The organism is Halomonas sp. NyZ770, from assembly GCF_020616575.1.
GTDB lineage: Bacteria > Pseudomonadota > Gammaproteobacteria > Pseudomonadales > Halomonadaceae > Vreelandella > Vreelandella hamiltonii.
Genome location: NZ_CP085143.1, coordinates 3,667,657 through 3,691,951, shown reverse-complemented (window position 1 = coordinate 3,691,951; position 24,295 = coordinate 3,667,657). Strand labels below are relative to the sequence as shown.

The window sequence follows — 24,295 nt, the reverse complement described above, 5'->3', positions numbered from 1 at the left end:
TGCGAGATGACGACGGGAAAGTTGTTGTGACGCTGTTTTTTTAATAAGTCATGAGCCGAGTAAACTGCTGTGAGTTGTCAGTTAAACGAATAGGCTGGCAGTCACGGGCCTCTCAAGCAGCGTAGAGGTTGTCGTGTTGACTATGCAATCCTGAAAGTGTTGTTTTAATTGCAACGAAAGAGTGCCCTTTCCACGCCTGGAGACGATTCTGGTGACGCCTATGACCCTTCTCGATAAACGGGCCTTCTACCTGCTGGAAGTCAGTAGCTGTGGGGGGATTCGCGCGGCGGCCGAGCATCTTCAGCTGAACCCTTCCGTGGTGAGTCGGCAGGTGCGCTCGCTGGAGCAGGCGCTGGGCATGGCGCTGCTGGAGCGCCAGGGGCGTCATGTGATGCTTACCGAGGCTGGCCAGTTGGTCGTGGAAGGCTTTCTGGCCCAGCGGCGCTTGAATGCCGAGCTGACCGATACGCTGGCGCGGCTGCGCAATTTGCAGGCGGGCAAGGTCGTGGTGTCGGTGGGGGATGGGTTCGTGGACAGTTTCATCAATCACGTGATGCGGCGCGTTGCCGAGCACTACCCTGAGGTGCTGATCGAGATCAAGACCGGCATCTACTACCCGCGTGAACCCCATGACATGGTGGCGAACGATGAAGTGGACATCGCTATTACCTATGGCCCTATTTCGGACCCTCGGCTGGTGGTGCACTCGTTCGAGCGGGGGCCGCTGTGTGCGCTGGTGGCGCCGTTTCACCCTTTGGCCAGGCAGTCCAGCGTGAGCGTGGCAGAGCTGTTGCAGCAGAAGTTGATCTTCCTGCCGGAGGTGTCCGGGTCGCAGCAGTTCGTGAATGCCCTGTTTGCAGCAGCGGGGCAGCCAGCCACACCCGCGTATCGCTGCAATTTGCACTCGGTGGCCCGGCGCATGGCCAGTGCAGGGGTGGGGGTCGCGTTCATGACGGCGGCAGCGGCGCGCAGCGAGATCGAGGCGGGGTTGCTGCAGGCGGTGCCCATCGATCACCCCATGGCCGCCCGTAGCCAGGGCAATCTGGTACGTCGCGTCGGCAGAAGGCTGTCGCCCGCTGCCGACTATTTGTGGAAGCTGATGAAAGCGATGCAGTAAGGCTAGTTCGCCATCATGTAGACCCCTGGGCCGATGGGCCATCCCATCATCAACCAGAACATCAGAAACGCCGACCAGGCCAGTAAAAAGCCCATGGCCAAGGGCAGCATGGTGGCGATCAAGGTGCCTAGCCCCATGTCCGGTTTGTAACGCTGCATGTACACCAGTGCCACCGAAAAGTAGGGGCTCATGGGCGAGATGATGTTGGTGCTGGAGTCACCGATGCGGAACATCGCCAGCACGAAGGCCGGGTCGAAGTCGATCATCATCAGCATGGGCACAAACACCGGTGCCATCAACGCCCACTGGGCCGAGCCGCTGGTCATGAAGATGTTGAGGGTGGCGCTCATGACGATGAACGCGCCCACCAGCGGCAGCCCGGTGAAGCCCGTGTTCTGGAGAATGTTGGAGCCCTCGATGGCGATATACTGCCCCAGTGCCGACCAGCCGAAATAGGCGATGAACTGGGAAATGGCAAAGAACAGCACCAGGGTGGGGGCCAGGTCGCTGGCAGATTCGGCCATGCGCTGCGGGACGTCGCGACTGCTGGTGATCTTGCCCGTGGTGATGCCATACACCAGGCCAATCGTCACGAAGTAGAGAAACATCAGCGGAACGAGAGAGCTCAAAAACGGCGAGGGAATCAAACCGCCGTCATCGTTGCGCAGCGGTGAGGCCTCCGGCAGCACGGCCAGTAACACCAGCGCGATGTACGCCAGCGTTGCCAGCCCCACGCGCTTGAGGCCTCGGCGTTCCGAAGCGGTCAGCTCAGGGGTTACCACGTCGGTCTTGAAGTCCTTGCTCATGGGCAGCGTGCGCTGCAGACGGGGCTCCACGACCTTGTCGATCAGCAAGGTGCCGACCATCGCCAGCACGAAGACCGAACAGGCAACGAAGTAGTAGTTGTCGACGGGCGAGACATACGCCTCTGGGTCGACCAGCCGCGCTGCTTCCGTGGTGATGCCCGCGAACAGCGCATCCCCGACGGTGATGAACAGGCTGGCATCGAAGCCAGCCCCGGCGGCGGCATAGGCCGCCGCGGCTCCGGCCACCGGGTGGCGGCCAACGGAGTAATAGACCATGGCCGCCAGGGGAATCAAAATCAGGTAGTTGGCATCTGATGCAATGCTGCCGCAAATGCCTGCCATGAAGACGCAAAACGTCAGCAGCGACGGGGGAGCCTTGGCCACGCTGACCTGCATGAGCGTCGACATCAAGCCCACCTTGTCGGCCAGGCCGATACCGAACATCACCACCAGAATCAGCCCCAGCGGCGGAAAGTTCACGAAGTTGCTGACCACGCTGGTCAGCATGAACTCGACCCCCTCGGCCGATAGCAGGCTGCGCACGACGACCTCGTCGCCGGTTTGGGGGTTGATGGCCGAGACGCCCAGTGCCGACAGCAGGGCCGAGACAACGACCACCAGGGCGGCGAGCACAGTAAACAGAATAAAGGGGTGCGGCAGCTTGTTGCCCACCCGTTCAATGGAAGTCAGAACACCTTGCATGAGTGAATCCTTGTTGAGACGTTGTTATTGCAATCGTGTTGGAGGTGTCGCTCAACGGCGCTGGAGCAGTGAACGGGCCAGCGCCACGAACATCCCGGCGGCCACCGGCAAGATGGCATCGTTGAAGTCGTAATGTTCGTTGTGGAGGTACGCGCTGTCGCCATTGCCCACGAAGAAGAAGCAGCCAGGCACCTCTTGCAGGTAGAAGGCAAAATCTTCGGCGCCCATGGTGGGCATGTAATCCAGCTGTTGGATGTCTGGGCTGACCCCCTGCTCGGTAGCGATGGCCAGCACCTGCCGTGACCATTCGGCGTCGTTGACCAGCGGCGGAATCTGGTGCTGATGCTCCATCGAGAAGTGGGCGCCGTGGGCGGCACACACCCCGGCCACCACTTGTTCCAGTTTGCCCACCAGGGCGTTGCGTGAGCTTTCACGGTCGCTGCGAATATTGACCAGCAGCTCTGCCGTGCCCGGAATGACATTGGCGGCATCGCCCGCATGAAAGGCGGCCACGGTGATCACGCCAGCTTCCAACGGTGATTTGTGGCGGCCCACCAGCCCTTGCAACTGCTGCACCAGCGACGCCCCCACATAAATGGGGTCGACCGCCAGATGCGGCATGGCAGCGTGGCCCGATACGCCCGACAAGGTGATCTTGAAGGTATCGTTACCGCCCATGGCCGGGCCGGGTTTGACGAACAGTTGCCCTACGGGAAAGCCCGGGCGGTTGTGGTAGCCAAAAATGGCCTCTACCTGCGGGTGCTGGAGCACGCCGGCCTTGACCATTTTATCCGCACCGTTGCCGCCCTCTTCACCGGGTTGAAACAGCAGCTTGATGTAGCCGCAAAGCTGGTCGCGCTGGGCGATGATGGCTTCTGCGGCCAGCAGCAGCGTGGCGGTGTGCCCGTCGTGGCCGCAGGCATGCATCAGCCCGTCGCGCTGGGAGCGGTGCTCGAACGCGTTGGCTTCCCTGATGGGCAGGGCATCCATATCGGCCCGAAAGGCGATCACGGGGCCGGGGCGGCCGGTGTCCAGCTCGGCCATGACGCCGGTGGTCGCCAAACCTTCGGTCACGTGATACCCCAGGTCGCGCAAGCGCTGGGCCACGAGGCGGGCGGTCTGCGTCTCCTCGAACTTCAGCTCTGGGTGTTGGTGCAGCTGGTGCCGAATGGCAACCGCTGTTTCGACCTGTGCGTCATTGAAAAAAGGGGTATAAGGCATTTCCTGTCCTCTGGTGCCGTTGTCTGTGTCGTTATGGGCTTCTATAACGCTAAGCGACTTGACGGGCAGGAACGAGTGCCTGGCAGGGTGAGTTTGTTGCCTTGAAAGCAACACTCGATGATAGCGAGCGGCTGGATGTCTGACTGTCAGTCAGCCGCTCATGTCATGAGGCTGCGGGAGTGGGTCGTTCAGAACGAGTAGTGGAACGAGGCTGTGACGCTGCGCTCGGCACCGAAATAGCAGAAATTCAGGTCGTAGCAGGAGGCCACGTACTCTTTATCCAGCAGATTGGTGGCATTGAGCCGCGCTGACATGTTGTCGAGGCCCACGCGACTCAGGTCATAGCCCAAGGTGGCATCGACCAGGGTGTAGTTGGGCACTTTTTCGGTGTTGGCATCATCGGCCTGGATATCTGCGTGGTAGCGAAAGCCAAGACCTGTGTCCACACCCGCCAGGGCACCTGACTGGAAGGTATAGTTGCCCCACACGGCCAACTGGTGGCGGGGAACCTGATTACTGCGGTTGCCTTCATTGGCATCGTCGGTCTTGGCTAACGTGACATCGGTGTGGCTGTAAGCAGCCTGCACGGAGAGGGCGTCGGTGAACCGATGGTGCGCCTCTAGCTCGACGCCACGGGACTCGATTCTGCCGGTGGCGCGATGGAAGGTTTCATTGGGCAGTTTGGTGGCCACATTCTCTTGGGTGATATCAAAGAGGGCAATGCTGTACTGGTCGCGAGTGCCAGGAGGTTGATACTTCACCCCCAGCTCCACCTGCTCGCCTTCGGACGGGGCCAGCAGGTCACCGTTCTGGTCGGTAGTGCTGTTGGGGCTGAACGATGTGGTATAGCTAAGATAAGGCGCGACCCCGCTGTCGAAGCGATACAGCAGCCCGGCGCGGCCACTCGACTGGGTATCATTGAGTGAACTGGTGTCACCGCTGTCCTGGTCGGTATTGGTGATGTCGACCCAGTCGTGGCGCAGGCCCAGGTTGGCGTGCCAGTGGCCGTAGGACATCTGATCTTGTAGATAAACGCCGGTTTGCTCCAGCGCACGGTGCTGGCGCACCTCTGGGTACATGACGCTGGGGCCTGCGCCGTAGGTTGGGTTGAACGCATCGATGGTCGGGAAGGCGCCTGAGGTCCAGGTCACGTCGTTGTCGCGTTGCTGATAGTCCAGGCCGAACAAGAGCGTATGGTTCAAAGCACCGGTGGACAGCCTGGCTTCCAGCTGGTTGTCGACGGTGAGGGCATCAAGCGACTCGTCGCCACCAGAGTAGTAGCGCGCGAGTTCGGTGGCCGAGGCCCAGCCAAAGGCATATACCTGATCCAGCTCGACATCGGTTTCGGTGTAGCGCAGCCGTTGGCGGGCGCTGAGTGCATCGTTGAAACGGTGCTCGAATTCGTAACCGACCATGGTTTGATCGCGACGGAATTTTTCAAAGGTATCCTCGCCTTCGAAGAAGGCATTAGAGATACGTCGTCCGTTGCGGTCTACCACCGTGCCTTCGTAAGGAAGCCCAGAGTGATAGCCTCCTTCAGGGTCTCGCTGCAAGTAGGCATGGAGGTTCAGGCTGGTATCGTCGCTGATATCCCAGCTCAACTGCGGAGCAATGGCATAACGCTGCTCTTCGACAGGGCCGAACTGCGTGTCGGAAGCCCCCGCCAACCCCGTCAGGCGGAAAGCGACACGCCGTTCGGCATCCAGTGGGCCAGTCACGTCAAATGCGGCGCTGCGCTGGGCGTTATTGCCCACGCGCAGTCGTAGCTCGCCACCTGGTTCGAATTCGGGTCGACGACTGGTCTGGGCCACCAATCCCCCAGGCGAGGCGCGTCCGTAAAGCACGGAGGCAGGTCCCTTGACGACTTCGATGGCCTCTAGAAACCAAGGGTCGATGGAGAGTGAGCTATAGGAGCCCCCATCGCTCATGACCTTCAATCCATCCAGGAACGTGTTGTTGATACTGCCGTCGGCGAAACCACGCAGCACCAGGTAGTCGTAGCGGTTGGAAGCACCGATCTGGTTGGTGAAGACGCCAGAAGTGTAGTCGGCTGCTCGCTGAACGGTTTCTGCGCCACGGGCCTCCCAATCGTCACGCTCGACCCGCGAAACCGCTTGGGGCGTCTCGATGAAAGGTGTGTCTGTCTTCGTGGCAGCGCTGGCGGTCACGGTGAGGGTTTCCAGCGATGTATCGGCCTGAAGCGGCATGGAAAGTGTGACGGAGGCCATGGCGACGGCTAGGGAAAGGCGATTTAACGGGGGCATGGATAATTCTCGACGTGAATTATTTTGGTAATGAGAATTATTCCATTTAAACGTCCCGTTGGGTTATGCAAGCTGAGCAATTCGTTATGCATAGCCAGCAGGCGGCGCTCAAGGTGAGGGTTTCGTCAGAGCGCTTGGTGAAACGCCAAAAGCGCGCCGAAACGCGGTCGTAAAGTTGCTGGTATGACGATAACCGCTCAAGTGTGCTGCCTGCTGGATGGTGTGCCCATCGAGCAACAGTTTGCGGGCTCGGTTCAGGCGCAATCGGCGCAGGTAGTCGGTGGGTGAACAGCCATAAGCCAGCTTGAAGTGACGCACTAATGTACTGGGGCTCATGGCCGCCCTGGCGGCTAATACCTCTAGTCGATGCTCGTGTTCGGGGGATTCCTCCAGCAGGCGCCGAATAGCCGCTAAGCGGCCAGGAGAAGCCGTGGCCTGAAGCGGCGCTTGGTGGGGGCGGGAGAGCCCCTGAGCCATTAGCTGTAGGGCCAGCCCTTGGAAGAATAGGCGTCGGGCATGGCCCGTCAAGGGCGACTGAACGCCATGCTCCAACGACAGGTGCAGGGCAGGCGGCAGAGACCAGGTGATGGACTGGGTGGGCAGCGGCTCGCCGCACCACTGCTGCAAAGCAGTGGCATCAAGGGAGAGCGAGAGGGTGCGAAGCCTTTGCCCTTCTGGCTGGTAGGCGTCGAGAAAATGTTGGTCGCTCAGGCAGACAGTATGGGCTTGTCCTGCGGTCAGCCAGTGCCGTTCATTGTCGGTTCCCAGGCGTACACGCCCTTCGATCACGACGATGACCAGACATGCCGCCGTGCCCAGAGAGTGCGAGGCATAGGGGTGCACGACCTCGATGTCAGAGAGCACCAGCTTGACGCCAGGAAACAGCAGGCTTTCCTCGACTCGCCCTTGGGCGACAGGCAGCTGGCTGGCTCGCTCCAGTGGGTATGCCAACGCAGGAAAGCGGTATTCGATACAGTAGCGCTGGCCGTAATCGAGAAAATCTGCAACGGTGATCCGATCAATGGCAGCCCGGGTCATCTCGCTGTCTCCTGTCGGGGGCGATGCTTACCTTGGTCGAGAGGGCCAATGACGACAGTCTGGTCGGCACGTGTCATGGTGGGCAACGGATGAGGGCCACGCCCACGAAGCGATGGGAACGCATCGCTCGTAATGGTTCACCGATATTAATATTAATGCCAATCATTAACAATAACGACTGTTTTGCTTGTGCGGTGGGCCGAGGATATTTTCTCGTGGCAGGTGGTGGCTCGTGAGAAACAATCGTTCACGATTTCGGAGTGTCCATCGCCATTTCGTTATGTAACGATGGCACAGACGAGAGTATGAACGATGGCGGGCATGACCGGCAGGAAGGTGGATCAGGCCCTGGAGTGACCTTTGGTATGGCACGGTGTGCCACCAAGTGAGGACCTATGCTGACCAAAGAGCGGGTGATGTTTCGTAATAACGTCAAGATCCTGGGAAGCGGCGACACCACGCTGATCCTGGCCCATGGGTTTGGCTGCGATCAGAACATGTGGCAGTACCTGGTACCCAGGTTGAAAGATACCTATACCCTGGTGCTGTTCGACTACGTAGGGTCGGGGGATTCGCTGAAATCCGACTTCAACGAGGTTCGCTACAGTACGCTGGATGGCTATGCCCGAGATGTCATCGAAGTGTGTGAAGCGCTGGAATTGACCAACACCGTCTTTATTGGCCACTCCGTCAGCAGCAATATCGGTTTGCTGGCCGCCGCGCAGGCGCCTGAACGCATTACCCGGCAAGTGATGGTGTGCCCTTCGCCGTGCTTTTTGAACATGCCCCCCGACTATTTCGGTGGGTTCGAAAAGGCCGACCTGGATGCGCTGATCGACTTGATGGAGAGCAGCCATACCGGCTGGGCCGAGTACCTGGCGCCTATCGTGGTGGGGGAAGAGGGCACTGAAGACCTCGTCGGCGAGCTGTCGGAGAGTTTCTGCTCCACCGATCCGACCGTGGCCAAGACCTTTGCCGTGGCAACGTTCTTTTCCGATTATCGTTACCTGTTGCCCATCTCGGAACACCCGACGCTGATCCTGCAAAGCGAAGATGACAAGCTGGCCAGCGTGGCCGTGGGCGAGTTCGTGCATCAGCTGATGCCCAACAGCCAGCTTTGCGTCATGCCGACCAAAGGGCATTGTATTCACATGACCCACCCGGACGCCGTCGCCGAGCAGGTCATTCGCTGGCTGAACAAAGCTGCCTGAGCGATGGCCCAGGCGGCTTTGCCATCACTTGACGGGCTTGGAAGCCGCCAGCGTGTAGAGGAATTCCAGCCCTAACGTGGCGGCGGCCAGCGAGGTAATGTCGCCGTGATCATAGGCCGGATTGACTTCCACCAGGTCCATGCCCACCAGCTCCATGCCGACCATGCCGACCATGCCGCGAACCACCTTGAGCATCAGGTCCGTGGAGAGACCACCGCACACGGGGGTGCCGGTGCCGGGCGCAAAGGCCGGGTCGAGGCCGTCGATATCCAGCGTCACGTAGGCGGGGTGATGACCTACCCGCGCGCGAATGCGCTCCAGCACTGCCGCCGGGCCGTGGTCGTTCACCCAGTCGGCGTCCAGCACCTCGTAAGGGTGGTTGTGGCGGTCATAGCTGGTACGAATACCAATCTGCAGTGAATGCTCCGGGACGACCAGGCCTTCCTTCAGTGCATGATGGAAGATGGTGCCGTGATCATAGCGTGTGCCTTGCTCGTAGGTATCGGTGTGAGCATCGAAATGAATCAGCGCCAGCGGGCCGTGTTCACGGGCATGGGCACGCAGCAGCGGCAGGCTGATGTAGTGGTCGCCGCCCAGCGTCAGCATCTTTTTACCCGCTTTCAGCCAGCGCATGGCGTGGCTTTCCAGGTTGTCGATCAGGCTTTCTGGTTCGCCATAAGCGTAGTCCAGGTTGCCGGCATCGCACACCCGCAGGCGCTCTTCCAACGCAAAATCCCACGGCCAGCGCTTGCCTTCCCAAATCAGGTTGGCCGTGCTTTGGCGAATCGCATTAGGCCCCATGCGCGTGCCCGAGCGGCCGGAGCAGGCCAGATCAAACGGCACACCGCTGACCACGACCTCGGCGTCGGTAGCGCTTGGGTCGGTGGCTTTGGGTACCCCCATGAAGGTGGAGATGACGTCACCAAACAGGCTCGGCATGATCTGCGATGGGTTCACCTAATGTGTTCTCCTATCAGCGTGCAGCGGGGGAAACGTGGTTCGCGAGGCGAGAAAGCGCGACGATAAGGAATTTTTGGCGATGAATGAAATGAATGTTTAGAATGAAATCATTCATCTTATGGATAGTGAGCCCTCATGCGTTCGTTACGCCATTTTGACCTGAATTTGCTGCTCGTCTTCGAGATGCTGATGCGCGAGCGCCATGTCACCCGTGCGGCGGAAAAGCTCCATTTGAGCCAGCCTGCCCTGAGTCATGCGCTCAAGCGCCTGCGTGAAGCGTTGGATGACCCGCTGCTGGTGCGTTCCGGGCAAGGGCTGCAGCCGACCCCCCGTGCCTTGGCACTGTTGCCGGTCGTGCAGCAATCCCTGGCCGCCCTGCAGGCGGGGCTGGCGCCCCCCGCGACCTTTGCAGCCGCCACCAGTACGCGGCGCTTCACCCTGGCCACCACGGATTATTTCGAGGAGGTCATGTACCCGGCGTTTTTGAGCCAGCTGCTGCGCAGTGCGCCCGGTCTCAGTTTTTCGATAGAGCTGATTACCCCCGACGTGCTGAACGAGGCGCTGGAGCAGCGTCAGGTGGATATGGTGGTGGGGCTGGATCGCCAATCGTCGCTGCCCAGTGGCGTGGTGCAAACCCCCTGGCTGCATGAGGAGCTGGTGTGCCTGGTGGCGCAGCACAACCCCCACGTGGGGGATGCGCTGGCGCTGGAGGCGTTTGCTCAGCTGGCGCACGTCGAGTTGGCCGACATCAGCGGCTTGCTGCCCAGCCCCATCGAGAACTGCCTGGCTCAGCACGGGTTGACGCGCCGTGTCATCTCCAAGAACTTGAACTACATTGCCGCTGCCCGCGTGGTTGCCCTCACCGATGCCATCATGACCCTGCCACGCCAGATGGCCGAGCGCTTCGTGGCCATGCTGCCGGTACGCATGGTGACGCCGCCCGCCGCGCTGCCCGCCCTCACCATGACGCTGATCCAGCATCAGCTTTACCTCAATGCCCCAGCCAACGTGTGGCTCACCGATCAACTGATGGCCTTTGCCAGCAGCAGCACCCGCTAGCAGTGCCCCAGGATGTCGTCGCTCTACAACCGGGTTGAATCGAAGGTTGAATGGCCACTGGCGGGCCTGGCGTTAGATCCTAAACTGCTAACGAGCAACGCCATGACGTTGCCATGACACGACGGCGTACCCGCTTCTGAGGTTGGCAATACACGGGGAGAGGCGTGCGCAGGGCGGGCTAACCAGGGAGAACGCGTGTGAAAATAGGCGCACCAAAAGAGAGTGCTAAAGGCGAGGCGCGGGTCGCGCTGACGCCGGACAGCGCACAGCAGCTCCACAAGCTGGGCCATGAGTGCCTGGTAGAAGCGGGTGCGGGGGCCGGGGCTGGGTTCAGTGATGAGGCGTACCGGGCGGCTGGCGTCACCGTGGTCGAACATGCCGAGGCGCTATGGCAAGAAGCCGACGTGGTCGTCAAGGTACGGGAGCCCTCCGAGCAAGAAGCGCAGCGGCTGCGCGAAGGCCAAACGCTGATCGCGTTCTTCTGGCCAGCCCAACACGCAGCGCTGCTGGAAACCTGCAAAGCCCAAGGCGCCACCGTGATTGCCATGGACATGGTGCCGCGTATCTCCCGGGCCCAGAAGATGGATGCGCTCTCTTCCATGGCCAACATTGCGGGCTATCGGGCGGTGATCGAGGCGGGCAACAATTTTGGCCGCTTCTTTACTGGCCAGGTGACCGCCGCGGGCAAGGTGCCCCCTGCCAAGGTGCTGGTGATCGGGGCGGGCGTGGCGGGGTTGGCGGCAATCGGTACCGCTACCAGCCTGGGGGCTGTGGTGCGCGCCTTCGATGTGCGCCCGGAAGTTTCCGAGCAGATCGAGTCCATGGGCGCCGAGTTTTTGTTCCTCGATTTCGAAGACGCCCAGGACGGCGCGGAAAGCGGTGGCTATGCCTCGCCCTCCAGCCCTGAGTTTCGGGAAAAGCAGCTGGCATGTTTCCGCGCGCAGGCGCCCGAGGTGGACATCGTCATCACCACGGCGCTGATTCCTGGCAAACCCGCGCCCAAACTGTGGTTGGACGACATGGTGGCGGCCATGAAACCCGGCTCGGTGATCGTCGATCTGGCCGCCGAAAAGGGCGGCAACTGCGACCTCACCCAGCCCGATGCGCGCGTGGTGAGCGATAACGGCGTAGTGGTGATTGGCTATACCGACTTCCCCTCACGCATGGCCACCCAGGCGTCGTTGCTGTATGCCACCAACATTCGCCATATGCTCAGTGACTTGACGCCGGAGAAGGATGGCGTGCTCCACCACAATATGGATGACGACGTGATTCGTGGGGCCACGGTGACCCATCAGGGGGAAATCACCTTTCCGCCACCCCCGCCCAAGGTCAAAGCCATTGGCGCGGCCAAGCCGAAGAAGAAAGAGAAGCAGCCCTCGCCGGAAGAGAAGAAGGCCACCGAACAGGCGGCCTTCAAAGCACAGACCAAACGCCAAGTCGGCCTGTTGGCGGCAGGCGGTGCCGTGATGCTGCTGCTGGGGCAAGTCGCGCCAGCGTCGTTCATGCAGCATTTCATCGTCTTCGTGCTGGCCTGCTTCATTGGCTTCCAGGTGATCTGGAACGTGAGCCACTCGCTGCATACGCCTCTCATGGCGGTGACCAATGCCATTTCCGGGATCATCATCCTGGGGGCCATCCTGCAGATGGGGTCGGGGAGCGGTGTGGTGAGCGTACTGGCGGCGATTTCGGTACTGATCGCGTCTATCAATATCGTGGGTGGCTTCCAGGTGACACGCCGGATGCTGGCCATGTTCCAGAAATCCTGAGCGGCGGAGAAACGATATGCTAGGACAAGGGTTCGTATCTGCCGCGGCCATTGCGGCCAGCGTGCTGTTCATTCTTTCGCTGGGTGGGCTGAGCAACCAGGAAAAGGCCAAACGTGCCGTATGGTACGGCATCGTCGGGATGGCGGTGGCGGTGCTGTTCACCGCCTTCGGCCCCGGTATTGGCGGCTACGGGTGGCTGATCCCGATGATGGTGATCGGCGCCGGGATAGGGATTTACGTGGCGGGCAAGGTCGAGATGACCGAAATGCCTCAGCTGGTCGCGGCGCTGCACAGCTTTGTCGGGTTGGCGGCGGTGTTCGTGGCCTGGAGTGCCGACCTGGAGCGTCGCCGGGTGATGGCCGCGCGGGCTGCCGATGGCGTGATGCAGGAGTTTTCTGCGTTTGCTGCGCTGGTGGCCACCAAGGCACCGGACGAGCTGACCTTTCTGCAGATCGAGGTCGTGTTCGCCATCTTCATCGGCGCGGTGACCTTTACCGGCTCCGTGGTGGCCTTTGGCAAACTGGCTGGCAAGGTAGATGGCAAACCTCGCCAACTGCCCGGTGGGCATAGGCTCAATGCCGGGGCGGCGGCGCTGTCGCTCTTGCTGGCGATCCTGTACCTCAATGGCGCGGGCTTCTGGACACTGCTCCTGCTGGCGGCACTGGCGTTCTTCATTGGCTACCACCTGATCATGGGCATCGGCGGGGCGGACATGCCCGTGGTGGTGTCGATGCTCAACAGCTACTCCGGCTGGGCGGCGGCGGCAGTGGGCTTCACCCTCTCCAATGACCTGTTGATCGTGACCGGCGCCCTGGTGGGCTCCTCCGGGGCCATTCTCTCCTACATCATGTGCAAGGCGATGAACCGCAACTTCATCAGCGTGATTCTGGGGGGCTTTGGGGGCACTCAGGGGCCTGCCGCCGAGATCGAAGGCGAGCAGGTGGCCATCGATGCCAGCGGCGTTGCCTCGGCCTTGAACGACGCCGATAGTGTCATCATCGTGCCCGGGTACGGTATGGCCGTGGCGCAGGCGCAGGCGGCGGTCAGCGACCTGGTACGCAAGCTGCGCGCTGCGGGTAAAACCGTGCGCTTTGCGATTCATCCGGTGGCTGGGCGTTTGCCGGGGCACATGAACGTGCTGCTGGCGGAAGCCAAGGTGCCCTACGATATCGTGCTGGAAATGGACGAAATCAACGACGACTTCGCCACCACCGACGTGGTCATCGTCATCGGCTCCAACGACATCGTGAACCCCGCCGCCGAAGAGGACCCCAATAGCCCCATCGCGGGCATGCCGGTACTCAAGGTGTGGGAAGCCAAGCAGGTGTTCGTCAGCAAGCGTGGCCAGGGCACCGGCTACTCGGGCATCGAGAACCCGCTGTTCTTCAAGGAGAACACGCGAATGTTCTACGGCGATGCACGGGATAGCGTGAATGCCCTGCTACCGCTGGTCGAAGGATGAGTGACGCTGGAAGATGAAATCGGGGAGCCCATGGGCTCCCCGATTTGTTGGCAGGTTGGTCAGCCGTCGGTCTCTTCGTCGGTGAGCTGCCGCCAGGCGCGACGGCCCAGGTGGTCGGCGTTGAAGCCGATGGTGATGGAACCATCGCCATTGGGAGACGCGCTGGGATCGTCGGGGTTACCCACGAACAGGCGCTCTACCTGGCCATCGTTGACTCCGACCAGCCGCTCACCGGTACCTGCCTGAAGGCCTGTGATGGCATCGCCGTTGATGGTGGCGTCGCTGTCTGGCTGACCATCGCCGTTGAAGTCGAAGGTGGTCATGCCACCACTGCCGCCGGTATCGGCCAGCAAGGACATGAAGAAGCCTTCCCGGCCGCCGCCGCAGGGGTCGGATTCATCGGGGAGCAGCGTCGAGAAGCGAACACGGCGCGGCAGGCTGCTCGAGATCGAGGGGGCGGCAATCACCCGCTCGCCGGCAGGCAGTTCGATGCGCCAGCCGCGCTGGTTACTGGAAGGCGCAAGGTTGGTGCTCGCCCGCAGGTTGAAGCCATCTCGCGACGCATTGCCGCTAATGCGCTGGGTCAACAGGTCCGATGTGCCATAGGTCGTCGTGCGGCCGACACGGTCCTGAATGCCCAGAAACTGCTGCGTGGCATTGTTGCCAATGTCGCCCGAGCGGAAATAGCTGCCGGTGCCGAACATGACCATCAGCGTATCGGGGGAGCCGCTGCTCAGCGTCACCGCTGGGGCAGAGGTAATGGGCTGGCTGGCGCTGCCCTGGTAAAGCCGATTGACGCTGCTGCCTGCCGTGAGCGGGAAGCGCCACATATTGCCTGCCAGGTCGCCAGCGTAAGCAAAGCGTGCACCGTTGTAGCTGGGCCAGGCCGTGACGGTGGGCGTTGCCAAACCGTTGGGGGCCGCTTCGCTACCGGTGTTGGTTTTGAGATGCGCAATGAGGCGCCCGGTCGTGAGGTTGACCACAAACAGCGAGGCCTGATAGCCAACGCTGTTGTAGCCATTGCCGAAGATGGCCGCCCAGGTGCCGTCGGTGAGCTGGGTGATGGTGGGCTGGCTGACCCCCGTACCCAGTTCCGGATGGCGGAACTCCCAGAGCACGCTGTTGGCTCCCATGTTGGCGGGGTTGCTCACATCCAGTGCAAACACCGTACGGCCACCTGCACCCATGGTGCCGACGGCAACGGCTGAAGGCCCACCGGAAATGTTGACGTCGCGAACGGCTGGGGTGCCGTCGACGAAGTAGCGGTGGTTATAGTCGGTACGCGTCAGGGAGCGGATGGGCGGCGCTTCCCCTTGTGTCAACTCTGACGGCAGATACGCGAATAGCTCCTGTCCCGTGTTGGCATGAAAACCATGCAGCATGCCGTCGTTGGCGGCCACCATCAGCAGCGGCGGGCGGCTGCCAGCCCCTTGCAGAAGCACCGGATTGGCGTTGATGATATCGCCCAGCAACGACTGCCGGGTGCGTAACCCCTGCACGTTTTCGCCCTGCAGCCAGCGCACCTCGGCGCTGGTCAGGCCGCTGGTCTCTGCGCTGAGCAGGGCGCCTGCGCGGCTGCCGTTTTCCAGCCGCCGAGTCGTCAGCAAGCGGCGGTTGCCTGCCTGCTGTGCAAGCTGCGTTTCGGCATTCCAGCGGCTGCTCCTGCTGCCATCTGCTTGAACGGCAAAAGCCGCCAGGCGGCCTGACCAGTCCTCGCTTCTAAACCCCGCCGTATAGAGCAGATTGCCGTCTTCCACGCCGAATTCGTCGCTGTTGACTGCCGCCGAGGTATTGGATTGAGACGCGGCGATGATGCTACCCAGCACCTGCTGCATCACCTGATTCAACGAGGCTTCGTCGTTGGCAAAGTAGGCGCGCTCGGTGCCTCCGGCGCGGGCCAGGTCGCCCAGCGGGTCGTCCGAGACATTGGGGAGGTTGGCGATGTCCGGCGGCAGGTTGAAGCCGACCACGTAGGTGCGCACAGGGTTTGTGAGCCGAGCCCCGGTATCGTCATAAAGCCGTTTGATGGCTGCCTCGGCGCTGGCCAATGCGCCACTGACGTTGTTGCCTAACGAGTTGCCGGAGCGATCTACCGAGGGTAAGCCATCGGTCAGCCAGATATTGGCATTCACCAAACACTGCTGCGCATCGGGGTTATTGAGGTTGGGAATCGAGATGCCCGCACGGCGCCCCTGGTTGGTGCCAAACGAACTGCCCCTATCTGTATTGTTCAAAAAATAATCACGCGCGGTGTACATGGTGCCTTCGATAGGCGTCAGGCCGGTTGCCAGCAGTGGCCAGCTGGGGTCGGTCATGGGGTTGCCGCTACCGTTCCACTCGTGGCGCTGGGTGCCCAGCTTGGTCTCGATTGCTTCCCAATGGGCTGCGTTTACCGTGCCGTCGTTATTGAGCCCACCAATGGGCACGTGCAGGTAGCCTAGCCCTGGGGACGAGGTCGTCCGCCACTCCCACTGGTTGAGCTGCATGGAGGCCGTGTGTGCCCCCCAGTTGGGGATGCCCCGCTGACGCAGGCTGTCGACCAGCGGCAGGGTGAAATTCGAGTTCACCGGGTTGCTGTAGGAAACGCCGTCACCAATGGTGGGCGAGTTCGAACCGCCCGTGGTCAAACCACGGTAGCGCTCGGACAATTGATCGGACGTGGCCGTCGGGTTGGAGATACGCCGCCAGTACTCGGTCACATCATTGCGCGGTAGGCCGGTCGAGAAATTTTCCTCGAACATGTAGCCAGGCACGCCCACGTTGAAGAACGCATAGATATTGGTGCCAGGCAGTCTGGCCCGATAGCGCTTGGTCGTGGCATTCCATGCCCCGTCAAAGTTCGGGTCGTACCAGCTGGGGTTGGCATTGCTGGAGTAACGTGCCGCCAGGCCGCGCTCGGTGAGTCGCCATACGACGGTGCTGCCACTAAAGGCTGCGTCGCGCGTACGCGAGGCGGGGTTTTGCTGGTAGGCCATCAGCCCCAGGTTCAAGTCGCCACGGTAACGCTCGATCAGGTCGCGGCCTACGCGCTTCATGATGCTCGACTTGCTCAGCGGCGAGCGTGCGCCAGCGGGGCACGCGGAAGCATTGAACGTATTGGGTTGGCAGGCCGCCAGGTTTTCACGATCGCCAGACTGGTTGCCCACGGCGACTCGGCCATCCAAGCCCTCCTGGCCACTTTCCGAGTTGTCCAGGATCAGCAGAACGTTGGGGGGAACGCGGCTCACCACGTTCAAAGGTGCCGGAGAAACACCGACCCGGTCATTGGGAATATCGAAATTTTCATCGATAGGGTCGTCGCCACCGCCACCAATGGGGGGCTCTGGTTCCGGTGGTGGGGGTGGCTCAGGTTCAGGCTCAGGCGTTGGTTCGGGCTCGGTGGGGGGCGTCGGCGTTGGGTCGGTAGGCGGAGGAAAGGTACCCGCACCAAAGGCAGGCTGCCCCAGTGCGCCGAAGGTAAGCGCCGTGGTGAGCATGAATACAGCAAAGGATCTTTGGGTCATGGAACTGCCACCTCCACCTGCTGCTGACGAACGAACAAGGATTCCAGCCAGACACTCGTGTCTTCACCACGACCAAACCCCTGTGCCTCGACGCGGTATAGAATTTCGATGATTTCACCACTCTCATTGCTGGAGCGTGAGCCGATGGGTGCGAGCATGCGTACGCGGTAGCGTGGGTTGCGGTTGAGCTCAGCCATGTTCATTGCATGGGTCGTCCATGCTGCCGAAGGATCGTTGCCGTTTTGCAAGCGTGTCTCGGCTTCTCGCAAGGCAGCCTCGGCTGCCTGAAAGGCAGTGCTGTGGTCGCGTTGGCTGGAGGCCATGCGGTCCTGTGTCATGGCCCCTTGCATGGACGAAAGGCTCAGTATCGTCACGATGGCCAGGAAAATCAGGCTGAGCACCAGCGCCATGCCTTGCTGTGGGTGGCCTCGCGTCGACATGTCAGCGGTTCCTCAAGGCGATGGTGGTGGTGAACGCCTGATACAGTCGCCCTTCACCGCCGATAAAGGCGTTGGCGCCTCGGAAGTTGCCTACGGCCAGGGTGGTGTCGGCATTGCGCAGGTTGGGCCGGTCGCTTTGCACGATCAGGGTAATGCGTACCGCCCGTACGGCGGGCCATTGGGCATCGTCGATGTCATCCGCTGCGAGATAGTCATCGTCCACCAGAAACGCTGTCCGCATGGCCACCACATGGCTGGCCAAGATTTCATTGCGTGGCGTGGCTTGACTGATATCCAGCCGCATCAGCGCTGGAGTATCATTGTTGTCCGGGTCAAGGCCCAGGTAGTAGATGGCACTGCCCAGCGCGCTCAGCGATACGTCTTGCCCTGACTGATAGCCGAGCCCGCTGGCAGCACCCCAAAGGCTGGTATTGGCCGCTACGTTACTCTGCCAACCCGAGGTGCTGGCTTTTCGCAGTACGCTAGTATCATTAGCATTATTGGAGGTGTTATAGAAAATATCGCAGTTCAACAGGCCCTGCAGCAGCACCAGCCGTTGATTGAACACGGCACCTGTTTGCGCGTTCAAGGTGATCTGTTGATTGCTGTCGACGCTGGCGATCTCCAAGGAGTCATCGGCAAAGCCAGTGCGGGCAATCAGGCCGCCTCGAAACGCCAGCACGTCCTGGTTGGCCAGCGGGCTATTCAAGCTGTCGGCAAAATCGGCGTTGGAGATATCCCGCCATGCCTGTAGCGGCAGGGGCGCGCTGCTGGCATCGGCAATGTTGCGTACGTGCACGGTGGTTTGCGGCAAGGCGCAGCCGCCGCTGTAGTCGGTTTGGCGCAATTCGCGTGACAGCGTATCCAGGGCAAATCGGCCTGTGTCCTGCATATCGGCCAGGGCCGTCTGGAAGCGAAAGCTCTGCTGCGACGAAATGAACAGCTGCGTCGCCCCCGCCATGACCAGAAGGCCAATGACCATGGCCACCAGCAGCTCGACCAGCGTAAAACCCGCCTGGGTTTGAGGGGGAGTGACATGGCTCACGCTAGAGCTCCGATACCAGTTGGATTTGCCGAACGTCGTCGGGGGCGGAGGTATCGTCCCAGCGCACCGTGACACTGACGCGACGATTGGCCACCTCGATGCCGCCTTCGCCACCGGGCAGTGCTGCGGCCAGGTCCTCTACCCACTGTGTCTGGTCACGGCCGGGAAGGCCGCTCCCTCCGGGGGCGCTGCCTAATCCCAGCGTGTAGGAGGGGGCTTGTTCGCGATTGGCACGCACTCTGTCCAGCATGTCTTGTGCCATGTTGGTGGCCTGGGTTTCGAAATAAGCGGCGCGGTTATGCACCAGGGATTGGGTTTGTAGCCCCAGTACACCCAACAGGCCGATCGACAGCACCAGCAGGGCAATCAACGATTCCAGCAGTGAAATACCGCTTTGGGCCTTGGGCATCAGGTCATACTCGACGTTGAGTTAGTCACAGGCTTGCCGCTGGGTCAGCACCCGGGAGATTCCGCTAGGCTCCACACGCACGCAGCGGCCGATATCACCCAGCGTTAGCGAGACATTCTGAGAGGTAAAGTCGGCACCCACCAACCGCCCCAGGCTGTTGAACCTGAAATTCGCTGGCGCATCTTCGATCGTCAGGTCCGCCGCAGAGGGCTCCCAGCGGCGCAGGCTTTCACCGTTGGCGATCACTTCCCAACCCGTGCTCCACCCTCCGGCGGTAGGCTGCAGGCGAACTGTCTGATTACGTCGTACGGCCTCGCTGCGCGCAAAGCTCAGCGCTATCTTGTAATCGTTGGTCGTCGTGATGACCCGATTCTCCTGGATGTTTCTGGCGAAGCTGGGAACCGCGATGGTGGCCAGCGTGGCAAACAGGGCAAGCGCGACCAGCAATTCCAGCAAGGTAAAGCCGGTGGAGAGACGTTTTGTCGTCAGCATGCAGTGCTACTCTGATAGTCGAAAGGCCGAGTACCACCTGACCAGATTCATCATATCGTTGTTTGATTTTACGTCATGAAAGTATAGCGTTAATAGGGGGACGGGCACGAACCCTGAACGTGGGTATCGGTCATCCTCGTCAACGCTCGTATAAGGGGTATCGACGTAAAGGCCAAAATATTCAATAGTCGAGAGCTATTGAATTGGTCAGAAAATGCAAATTGTGGCTATCGGCAAGGTGCTATAAAACTGTGACACATCAATAATGCATCCGAGGCGCCAGCAATCATCGCCTTCAGCGCAGATGCACTGTACTTGTTCCCTTGGTCATTCCAAGGCATAGAGCAATAAGGGAGAGAGCTATGAGCGGTAAATGTCCTGTCATGCATGGCGGCAACACATCGACTGGTACTTCCAACAAGGACTGGTGGCCAGAAGGGTTGAACCTGGATATCTTGCATCAGCAAGATCATAAATCAGACCCGATGGGCGCAGACTTCAACTACCGTGAAGAAGTGCGCAAGCTCGACTTCGACGCATTGAAAAAAGACGTTCATGCGCTGATGACCGATAGCCAGGAGTGGTGGCCAGCCGACTGGGGCCACTATGGTGGCTTGATGATTCGTATGGCGTGGCACTCCGCAGGCACCTACCGTATCGCCGATGGCCGTGGGGGCGGTGGCACTGGCAGCCAGCGCTTTGCGCCGCTCAACTCCTGGCCGGACAACGTCAGCCTGGACAAGGCTCGTCGTCTGCTGTGGCCGATCAAGAAAAAGTACGGCAACAAGATCAGCTGGGCCGACCTGATGATCCTGGCAGGTACCGTGGCCTATGAGTCCATGGGTCTGCCCTCCTACGGCTTCTCGTTTGGCCGTGCGGACATCTGGGAGCCGGAAAAAGACATCTATTGGGGCGACGAGAAAGAGTGGCTGGCGCCCTCCGACGAGCGCTACGGCGATGTCGAAAAGCCCGAGACCATGGAAAACCCGCTGGCGGCCGTCCAGATGGGGCTTATCTATGTAAACCCGGAAGGCGTGAATGGCCAGCCCGACCCGCTGAAGACCGCCCAGCAAGTGCGCGAAACCTTCGCTCGCATGGCGATGAACGACGAAGAAACGGCCGCGCTGACGGCGGGTGGCCATACGGTGGGCAAGGCCCACGGTAATGGCGATGCCGGTGCGCTGAGTGCCGAGCCCGAAGCGTCCGACGTCGAAAACCAGGGCTTTGGCTGGAACAACCCGCACATGGACGGTAAAGCCAGCAAGGCGGTCACGTCGGGCATCGAAGGGGCGTGGACCACTCACCCGACGAAATTCGACATGGGTTACTTCGACCTGCTGTTTGGCTACGAGTGGGAGCTGAGAAAGAGCCCCGCCGGTGCCCATCAGTGGGAGCCGATCGATATCAAAGAAGAAGACAAGCCGGTCGACGCCACCGACCCCTCCATTCGCCATAACCCGATCATGACCGATGCGGACATGGCGATGAAGATGGACCCGACGTATCGCGCCATCTGTGAAAAATTCATGGCGGACCCGGAGTACTTCAAGCAGACCTTCGCGAAGGCCTGGTTCAAGCTGACCCACCGCGACCTGGGCCCGAAAGCGCGCTACATCGGCCCGGAAGTACCGGCGGAAGACCTGATCTGGCAAGACCCGGTGCCCGCAGGCAGCACCGACTACTGTGAAGAAGTCGTCAAGCAGAAGATTGCGGCCAGCGGTTTGTCCATCGGCGAGATGGTCGCGACGGCCTGGGACAGTGCCCGTACCTACCGTGGTTCCGACATGCGCGGTGGCGCCAACGGCGCGCGTATTCGTCTGGCACCGCAAAAGGATTGGCAAGGCAACGAGCCCGAGCGTTTGGCCAAAGTGCTCAGCGTTTACGAGCAGATTTCAGCCGACACCGGTGCCAGCGTGGCGGATATCATCGTGCTGGCGGGTAGCGTCGGTATCGAGCAAGCTGCCAAGGCGGCGGGCTACGATATCCGTGTGCCCTTCCTGAAAGGCCGTGGCGACACCACTGACGAGCTGACCGATGCGGACTCCTTCGCACCGCTGGAGCCGCTGGCCGATGGCTTCCGCAACTGGCAGAAGAAAGAGTACATCGTGAAGCCGGAAGAGATGTTGCTCGACCGTGCGCAGCTGATGGGCCTGACAGGCCCGGAAATGACCGTGCTGCTGGGTGGCATGCGTGTGCTGGGCACCAACTACGGTGGCACCAAACACGGCGTATTCACGGACCGTGAAGGCCAGTTGACCAACGACTTCTTCGTCAACCTGACCGACATGGCCAACACCTGGAAGCCGGTGGGCAGCAACGCCTATGAAATTCGCGACCGCAAGACCGGTGCCGTGAAATGGACCGCTTCGCGGGTGGACCTGGTGTTTGGCTCCAACTCGCTGCTGCGCTCCTACGCCGAAGTGTATGCCCAGGACGATAACGCCGAGAAATTCGTCAAGGATTTCGTGGCCGCCTGGACGAAGGTGATGAATGCGGATCGCTTTGACGTCGCGTAATCACTATTAGTGCCAGCAAAAACCCCGCATCTAAAGATGCGGGGTTTTTGCTATCTGCAGCCCTCGAGTCTTTACGTGCCAAAGTCCTTTCTGAGGTGCTTTCCAATCGTCGCTAGCACAGAGGGATCAGAACTCCTCCCATTCCGCGACTGCATGTTTCTGCCTAGTTTTTGAGGGGTGGCGATCAGGGGTAGGAAGAAAGGCTGAATCTGTCGCTGAGTGGGCCTTAGTGGCATAAGGGGCAGGAGAGGCGGGCATGCCTCCTTCATGAAGTACGAATTCATGCATCAGTTGATCAAGCCTTTGGGCGTTATCTCGCATGTTAGAGGCCAGCGTGGCGCTTTGGCTCACCATGGCAGCATTCTGCTGAGTCATCATATCCATCTCGGCCACGGCTGTATTGACCTGCTGTATCCCCGCCGTTTGTTCGCGGGCTCCTGCGGCTATCTCGGCGATGACATCTGTCACTTGAGTAACGCTGAGTCGAATCTCTTTCATGCGCTCAGCCGCTGCTTTGACGATTTCACCGCCCTCTTTCGAGTGGCTCACGGACATATCAATCAGCTCGCGAATATCATGCGCCGCTGAAGCCGAGCGACTGGCCAAGGTACGAACTTCGCTAGCTACCACAGCGAACCCGCGACCTTGCTCTCCAGCGCGTGCCGCTTCGACCGATGCATTAAGTGCCAATATATTGGTCTGGAAGGCAATCGAGTCAATCAAGCCAATAATGTTGCTGATTTTATTGGCAGAGTCACTGATGGCTTCCATTTTGGCTTCCATCTGATTCATGGACTCAGTGCCCCGTTCTGAGGCACTGGCGGCTTCAAGCGCCAAACTATTCGCTTGTTCCGAGGCCTGAGAAGTATGCGATACCGTAGAGTGGATCTGCTCCATCGAAGCAGATGTTTCTTGGAGGTTAGCCGCTGCCTGCTCCGTGCGAGACGAAAGTTCTTGAGTTCCTGCTGCCATATCGCTGGCATCGGATAGAACTGTTCGTGCATTCGTGCGAACTTCCTGAAGGGTGGACTGCATGCGCTCGACAAAGGCATTAAAGCCATGGGCCAGGTCGCCAATTTCATCCTGAGTTTTGGCTTCTAAACGGCGCGTCAAATCGCCTTTTCCTTTGGCAATATCGGCCATGGCACTGGCGGTATGCTTGATAGGCGCAAGTGAGCGCCGCGCCGCATAGGCAACCACCAGCAGCAGCAATATCAAGAGCACGCCCCCCGCCAGCAGCAGCGACTGCAGCAGGCTGTTTGTCACGGTGGTAAAGGCAGTGATGGGAACAGTGACTCCCACCACCCAGGAAGTGCCTTCCACTGGACTCCACATGAGCACGGTCTGCTCGCCGCTGGGCATGGTTATTTCACCGGAGCCCGCTGTGCCGCTGAGTATTTGCTGACTCAATGCATCCATGCCTTGGTAGCCCTGCTGGTCGGCATCGGTGTAATTGAGCGACATGCGGTACTCTTCAACCGGATGGGCAATGACCTGTCCTTGGCTGTCGATGAGCCAGCCGTAGCTGCCTTCACCAACATTAATATCGGAGGTGATATCAGACACGGCAGCCATGGAGACGGTCATGCCCAACAGTCCCGCTCGATTGCCACGTTCATCGAATACCGTATCAGCGACAATGGCCGTTGGCAGGCCGCTCACCATGGAAATAACCGGATCGCTTAGCAGACTATCCTGGGTGCCGTCAGTCACCAAGGCTTTGAAATAAGGACGTTCGGCTATCTGCAAGTTGACGCCAGCGTGCGTTAACGTAGCACCCGTGGCATCGGTGAAGAACAGTGACTCGATCGTGCCCCCCGGCGGGTAGCGCTTTTCGAGCCAATCGCGGTGCGACGCAAGCGGCACGTCTTCCACCAAACGCTCATCCAGAGCCAGCACGGCTATCCAGTTACGGTACCCGGTAATCCAGCGACTGATCTCATCGGCCCGCGCTTCTACCTGCCGCTTACCGGCATTGTCAATTAAAGCAGGAATGGCCTGGTTAAGCTGTTGATTGACCACAAACCCTAAAATAACGGCTACCGCTACGAGAGGAAGCGCGACTGCGACCAGCAGTTTCTGCGTCAGTGAGAGACGAGAAATTTTTTTCATTTGTTGCCTCGAAGTGTTGGCCAGAAGTAGATCACGAGGGCGCTGGTGAGTGTCATTTTCTGGCTGTTTTATGGTTCCCTAGGAGTTGTATTGCTACCGTCAAACATTGGCGGTGCATGATGCGTTTGCTTTCATTGTTTTTGATGTTTTTAATCTAGCATGATAGTGC

The 24,295-nt window shown here is 60.3% G+C and carries 17 protein-coding genes; 6 read left to right on the top strand and 11 right to left on the bottom strand.

Going from position 1 to position 24,295, the window contains the following annotated elements; translation table 11 throughout:
- The first annotated feature begins 220 nt into the window (after positions 1–220).
- Entirely contained in the window at positions 221–1,117 is an 897-nt protein-coding gene (locus LG409_RS16985; protein ID WP_039174933.1) for a LysR family transcriptional regulator, read from the top strand.
- A 2-nt stretch (positions 1,118–1,119) separates the two neighbouring features.
- Here LG409_RS16985 and LG409_RS16980 read toward each other — a convergent pair whose 3' ends face one another.
- The 4 genes from LG409_RS16980 to LG409_RS16965 form a co-directional block, all read right to left on the bottom strand.
- The gene (locus tag LG409_RS16980; protein WP_039174934.1) at positions 1,120–2,625 is read right to left on the bottom strand and encodes an AbgT family transporter; all 1,506 of its coding nucleotides are present in this window, start codon (positions 2,623–2,625) and stop codon (positions 1,120–1,122) included.
- A 51-nt stretch (positions 2,626–2,676) separates the two neighbouring features.
- A complete protein-coding gene (locus LG409_RS16975; protein ID WP_227407220.1) occupies positions 2,677–3,846 on the bottom strand; it encodes a M20 metallopeptidase family protein in 1,170 nt (389 codons plus the stop codon).
- Positions 3,847–4,034: 188 nt separating this feature from the next.
- Entirely contained in the window at positions 4,035–6,110 is a 2,076-nt protein-coding gene (locus LG409_RS16970) for a TonB-dependent siderophore receptor (RefSeq protein ID WP_227407219.1), read from the bottom strand.
- Positions 6,111–6,218: 108 nt separating this feature from the next.
- Positions 6,219–7,148 (bottom strand): helix-turn-helix transcriptional regulator, encoded by a 930-nt coding sequence (locus LG409_RS16965; RefSeq protein WP_227407218.1) that lies wholly within the window; start codon positions 7,146–7,148, stop codon positions 6,219–6,221.
- Between the two features lie 395 nt (positions 7,149–7,543).
- Between LG409_RS16965 and LG409_RS16960 the strand changes: the two genes are divergently transcribed.
- Positions 7,544–8,359, top strand: a complete 816-nt coding sequence (locus LG409_RS16960; RefSeq protein WP_039174943.1) for an alpha/beta fold hydrolase — start codon at positions 7,544–7,546, stop codon at positions 8,357–8,359.
- Positions 8,360–8,383: 24 nt separating this feature from the next.
- Here LG409_RS16960 and speB read toward each other — a convergent pair whose 3' ends face one another.
- Positions 8,384–9,298, bottom strand: coding sequence for an agmatinase (gene speB, locus LG409_RS16955; RefSeq protein WP_227408142.1), 915 nt, complete (start codon positions 9,296–9,298; stop codon positions 8,384–8,386).
- Positions 9,299–9,454: 156 nt separating this feature from the next.
- Here speB and LG409_RS16950 point away from each other — a divergent pair, with 156 nt between their 5' ends.
- The 3 genes from LG409_RS16950 to LG409_RS16940 all read left to right on the top strand — a co-directional run bounded on the left by LG409_RS16950 (position 9,455) and on the right by LG409_RS16940 (position 13,609).
- On the top strand, positions 9,455–10,378 hold the full coding sequence (locus LG409_RS16950; protein ID WP_016915317.1) for a LysR family transcriptional regulator: 924 nt from the start codon (positions 9,455–9,457) through the stop codon (positions 10,376–10,378).
- A 197-nt stretch (positions 10,379–10,575) separates the two neighbouring features.
- Complete coding sequence (locus tag LG409_RS16945) at positions 10,576–12,147, top strand: Re/Si-specific NAD(P)(+) transhydrogenase subunit alpha (protein ID WP_096921937.1); 1,572 nt, start codon at positions 10,576–10,578, stop codon at positions 12,145–12,147.
- A gap of 16 nt (positions 12,148–12,163) precedes the next feature.
- Entirely contained in the window at positions 12,164–13,609 is a 1,446-nt protein-coding gene (locus tag LG409_RS16940) for an NAD(P)(+) transhydrogenase (Re/Si-specific) subunit beta (RefSeq protein WP_039174945.1), read from the top strand.
- Between the two features lie 59 nt (positions 13,610–13,668).
- Here LG409_RS16940 and LG409_RS16935 read toward each other — a convergent pair whose 3' ends face one another.
- From LG409_RS16935 to LG409_RS16915, 5 genes are read right to left on the bottom strand one after another with little or no spacing between them, the layout of a single operon-like run.
- On the bottom strand, positions 13,669–17,112 hold the full coding sequence (locus tag LG409_RS16935; RefSeq protein ID WP_227407217.1) for a pilus assembly protein: 3,444 nt from the start codon (positions 17,110–17,112) through the stop codon (positions 13,669–13,671).
- Positions 17,109–17,552, bottom strand: coding sequence for a pilus assembly PilX family protein (locus LG409_RS16930; protein ID WP_227407216.1), 444 nt, complete (start codon positions 17,550–17,552; stop codon positions 17,109–17,111). The genes LG409_RS16935 and LG409_RS16930 overlap by 4 nt, the downstream gene beginning before the upstream one ends.
- 1 nt (position 17,553) lies before the next feature.
- Positions 17,554–18,597 (bottom strand): PilW family protein, encoded by a 1,044-nt coding sequence (locus LG409_RS16925; RefSeq protein ID WP_144980983.1) that lies wholly within the window; start codon positions 18,595–18,597, stop codon positions 17,554–17,556.
- A 1-nt stretch (position 18,598) separates the two neighbouring features.
- On the bottom strand, positions 18,599–19,006 hold the full coding sequence (gene pilV / locus LG409_RS16920) for a type IV pilus modification protein PilV (RefSeq protein ID WP_144980980.1): 408 nt from the start codon (positions 19,004–19,006) through the stop codon (positions 18,599–18,601).
- A gap of 21 nt (positions 19,007–19,027) precedes the next feature.
- Entirely contained in the window at positions 19,028–19,498 is a 471-nt protein-coding gene (locus LG409_RS16915; RefSeq protein ID WP_227407215.1) for a GspH/FimT family pseudopilin, read from the bottom strand.
- Positions 19,499–19,860: 362 nt separating this feature from the next.
- Here LG409_RS16915 and katG point away from each other — a divergent pair, with 362 nt between their 5' ends.
- Positions 19,861–22,014: a catalase/peroxidase HPI gene (gene katG / locus LG409_RS16910; RefSeq protein WP_096921942.1), complete on the top strand. Its 2,154-nt coding sequence runs from the start codon at positions 19,861–19,863 to the stop codon at positions 22,012–22,014.
- Between the two features lie 126 nt (positions 22,015–22,140).
- On the opposite strand, the gene LG409_RS16905 is transcribed toward katG, so the two are convergent.
- Positions 22,141–24,126 carry a methyl-accepting chemotaxis protein gene (locus tag LG409_RS16905; protein ID WP_227407214.1) on the bottom strand — a complete coding sequence of 662 codons (1,986 nt, stop codon included), beginning with the start codon at positions 24,124–24,126 and terminating at the stop codon, positions 22,141–22,143.
- Positions 24,127–24,295: the final 169 nt, after the last annotated feature.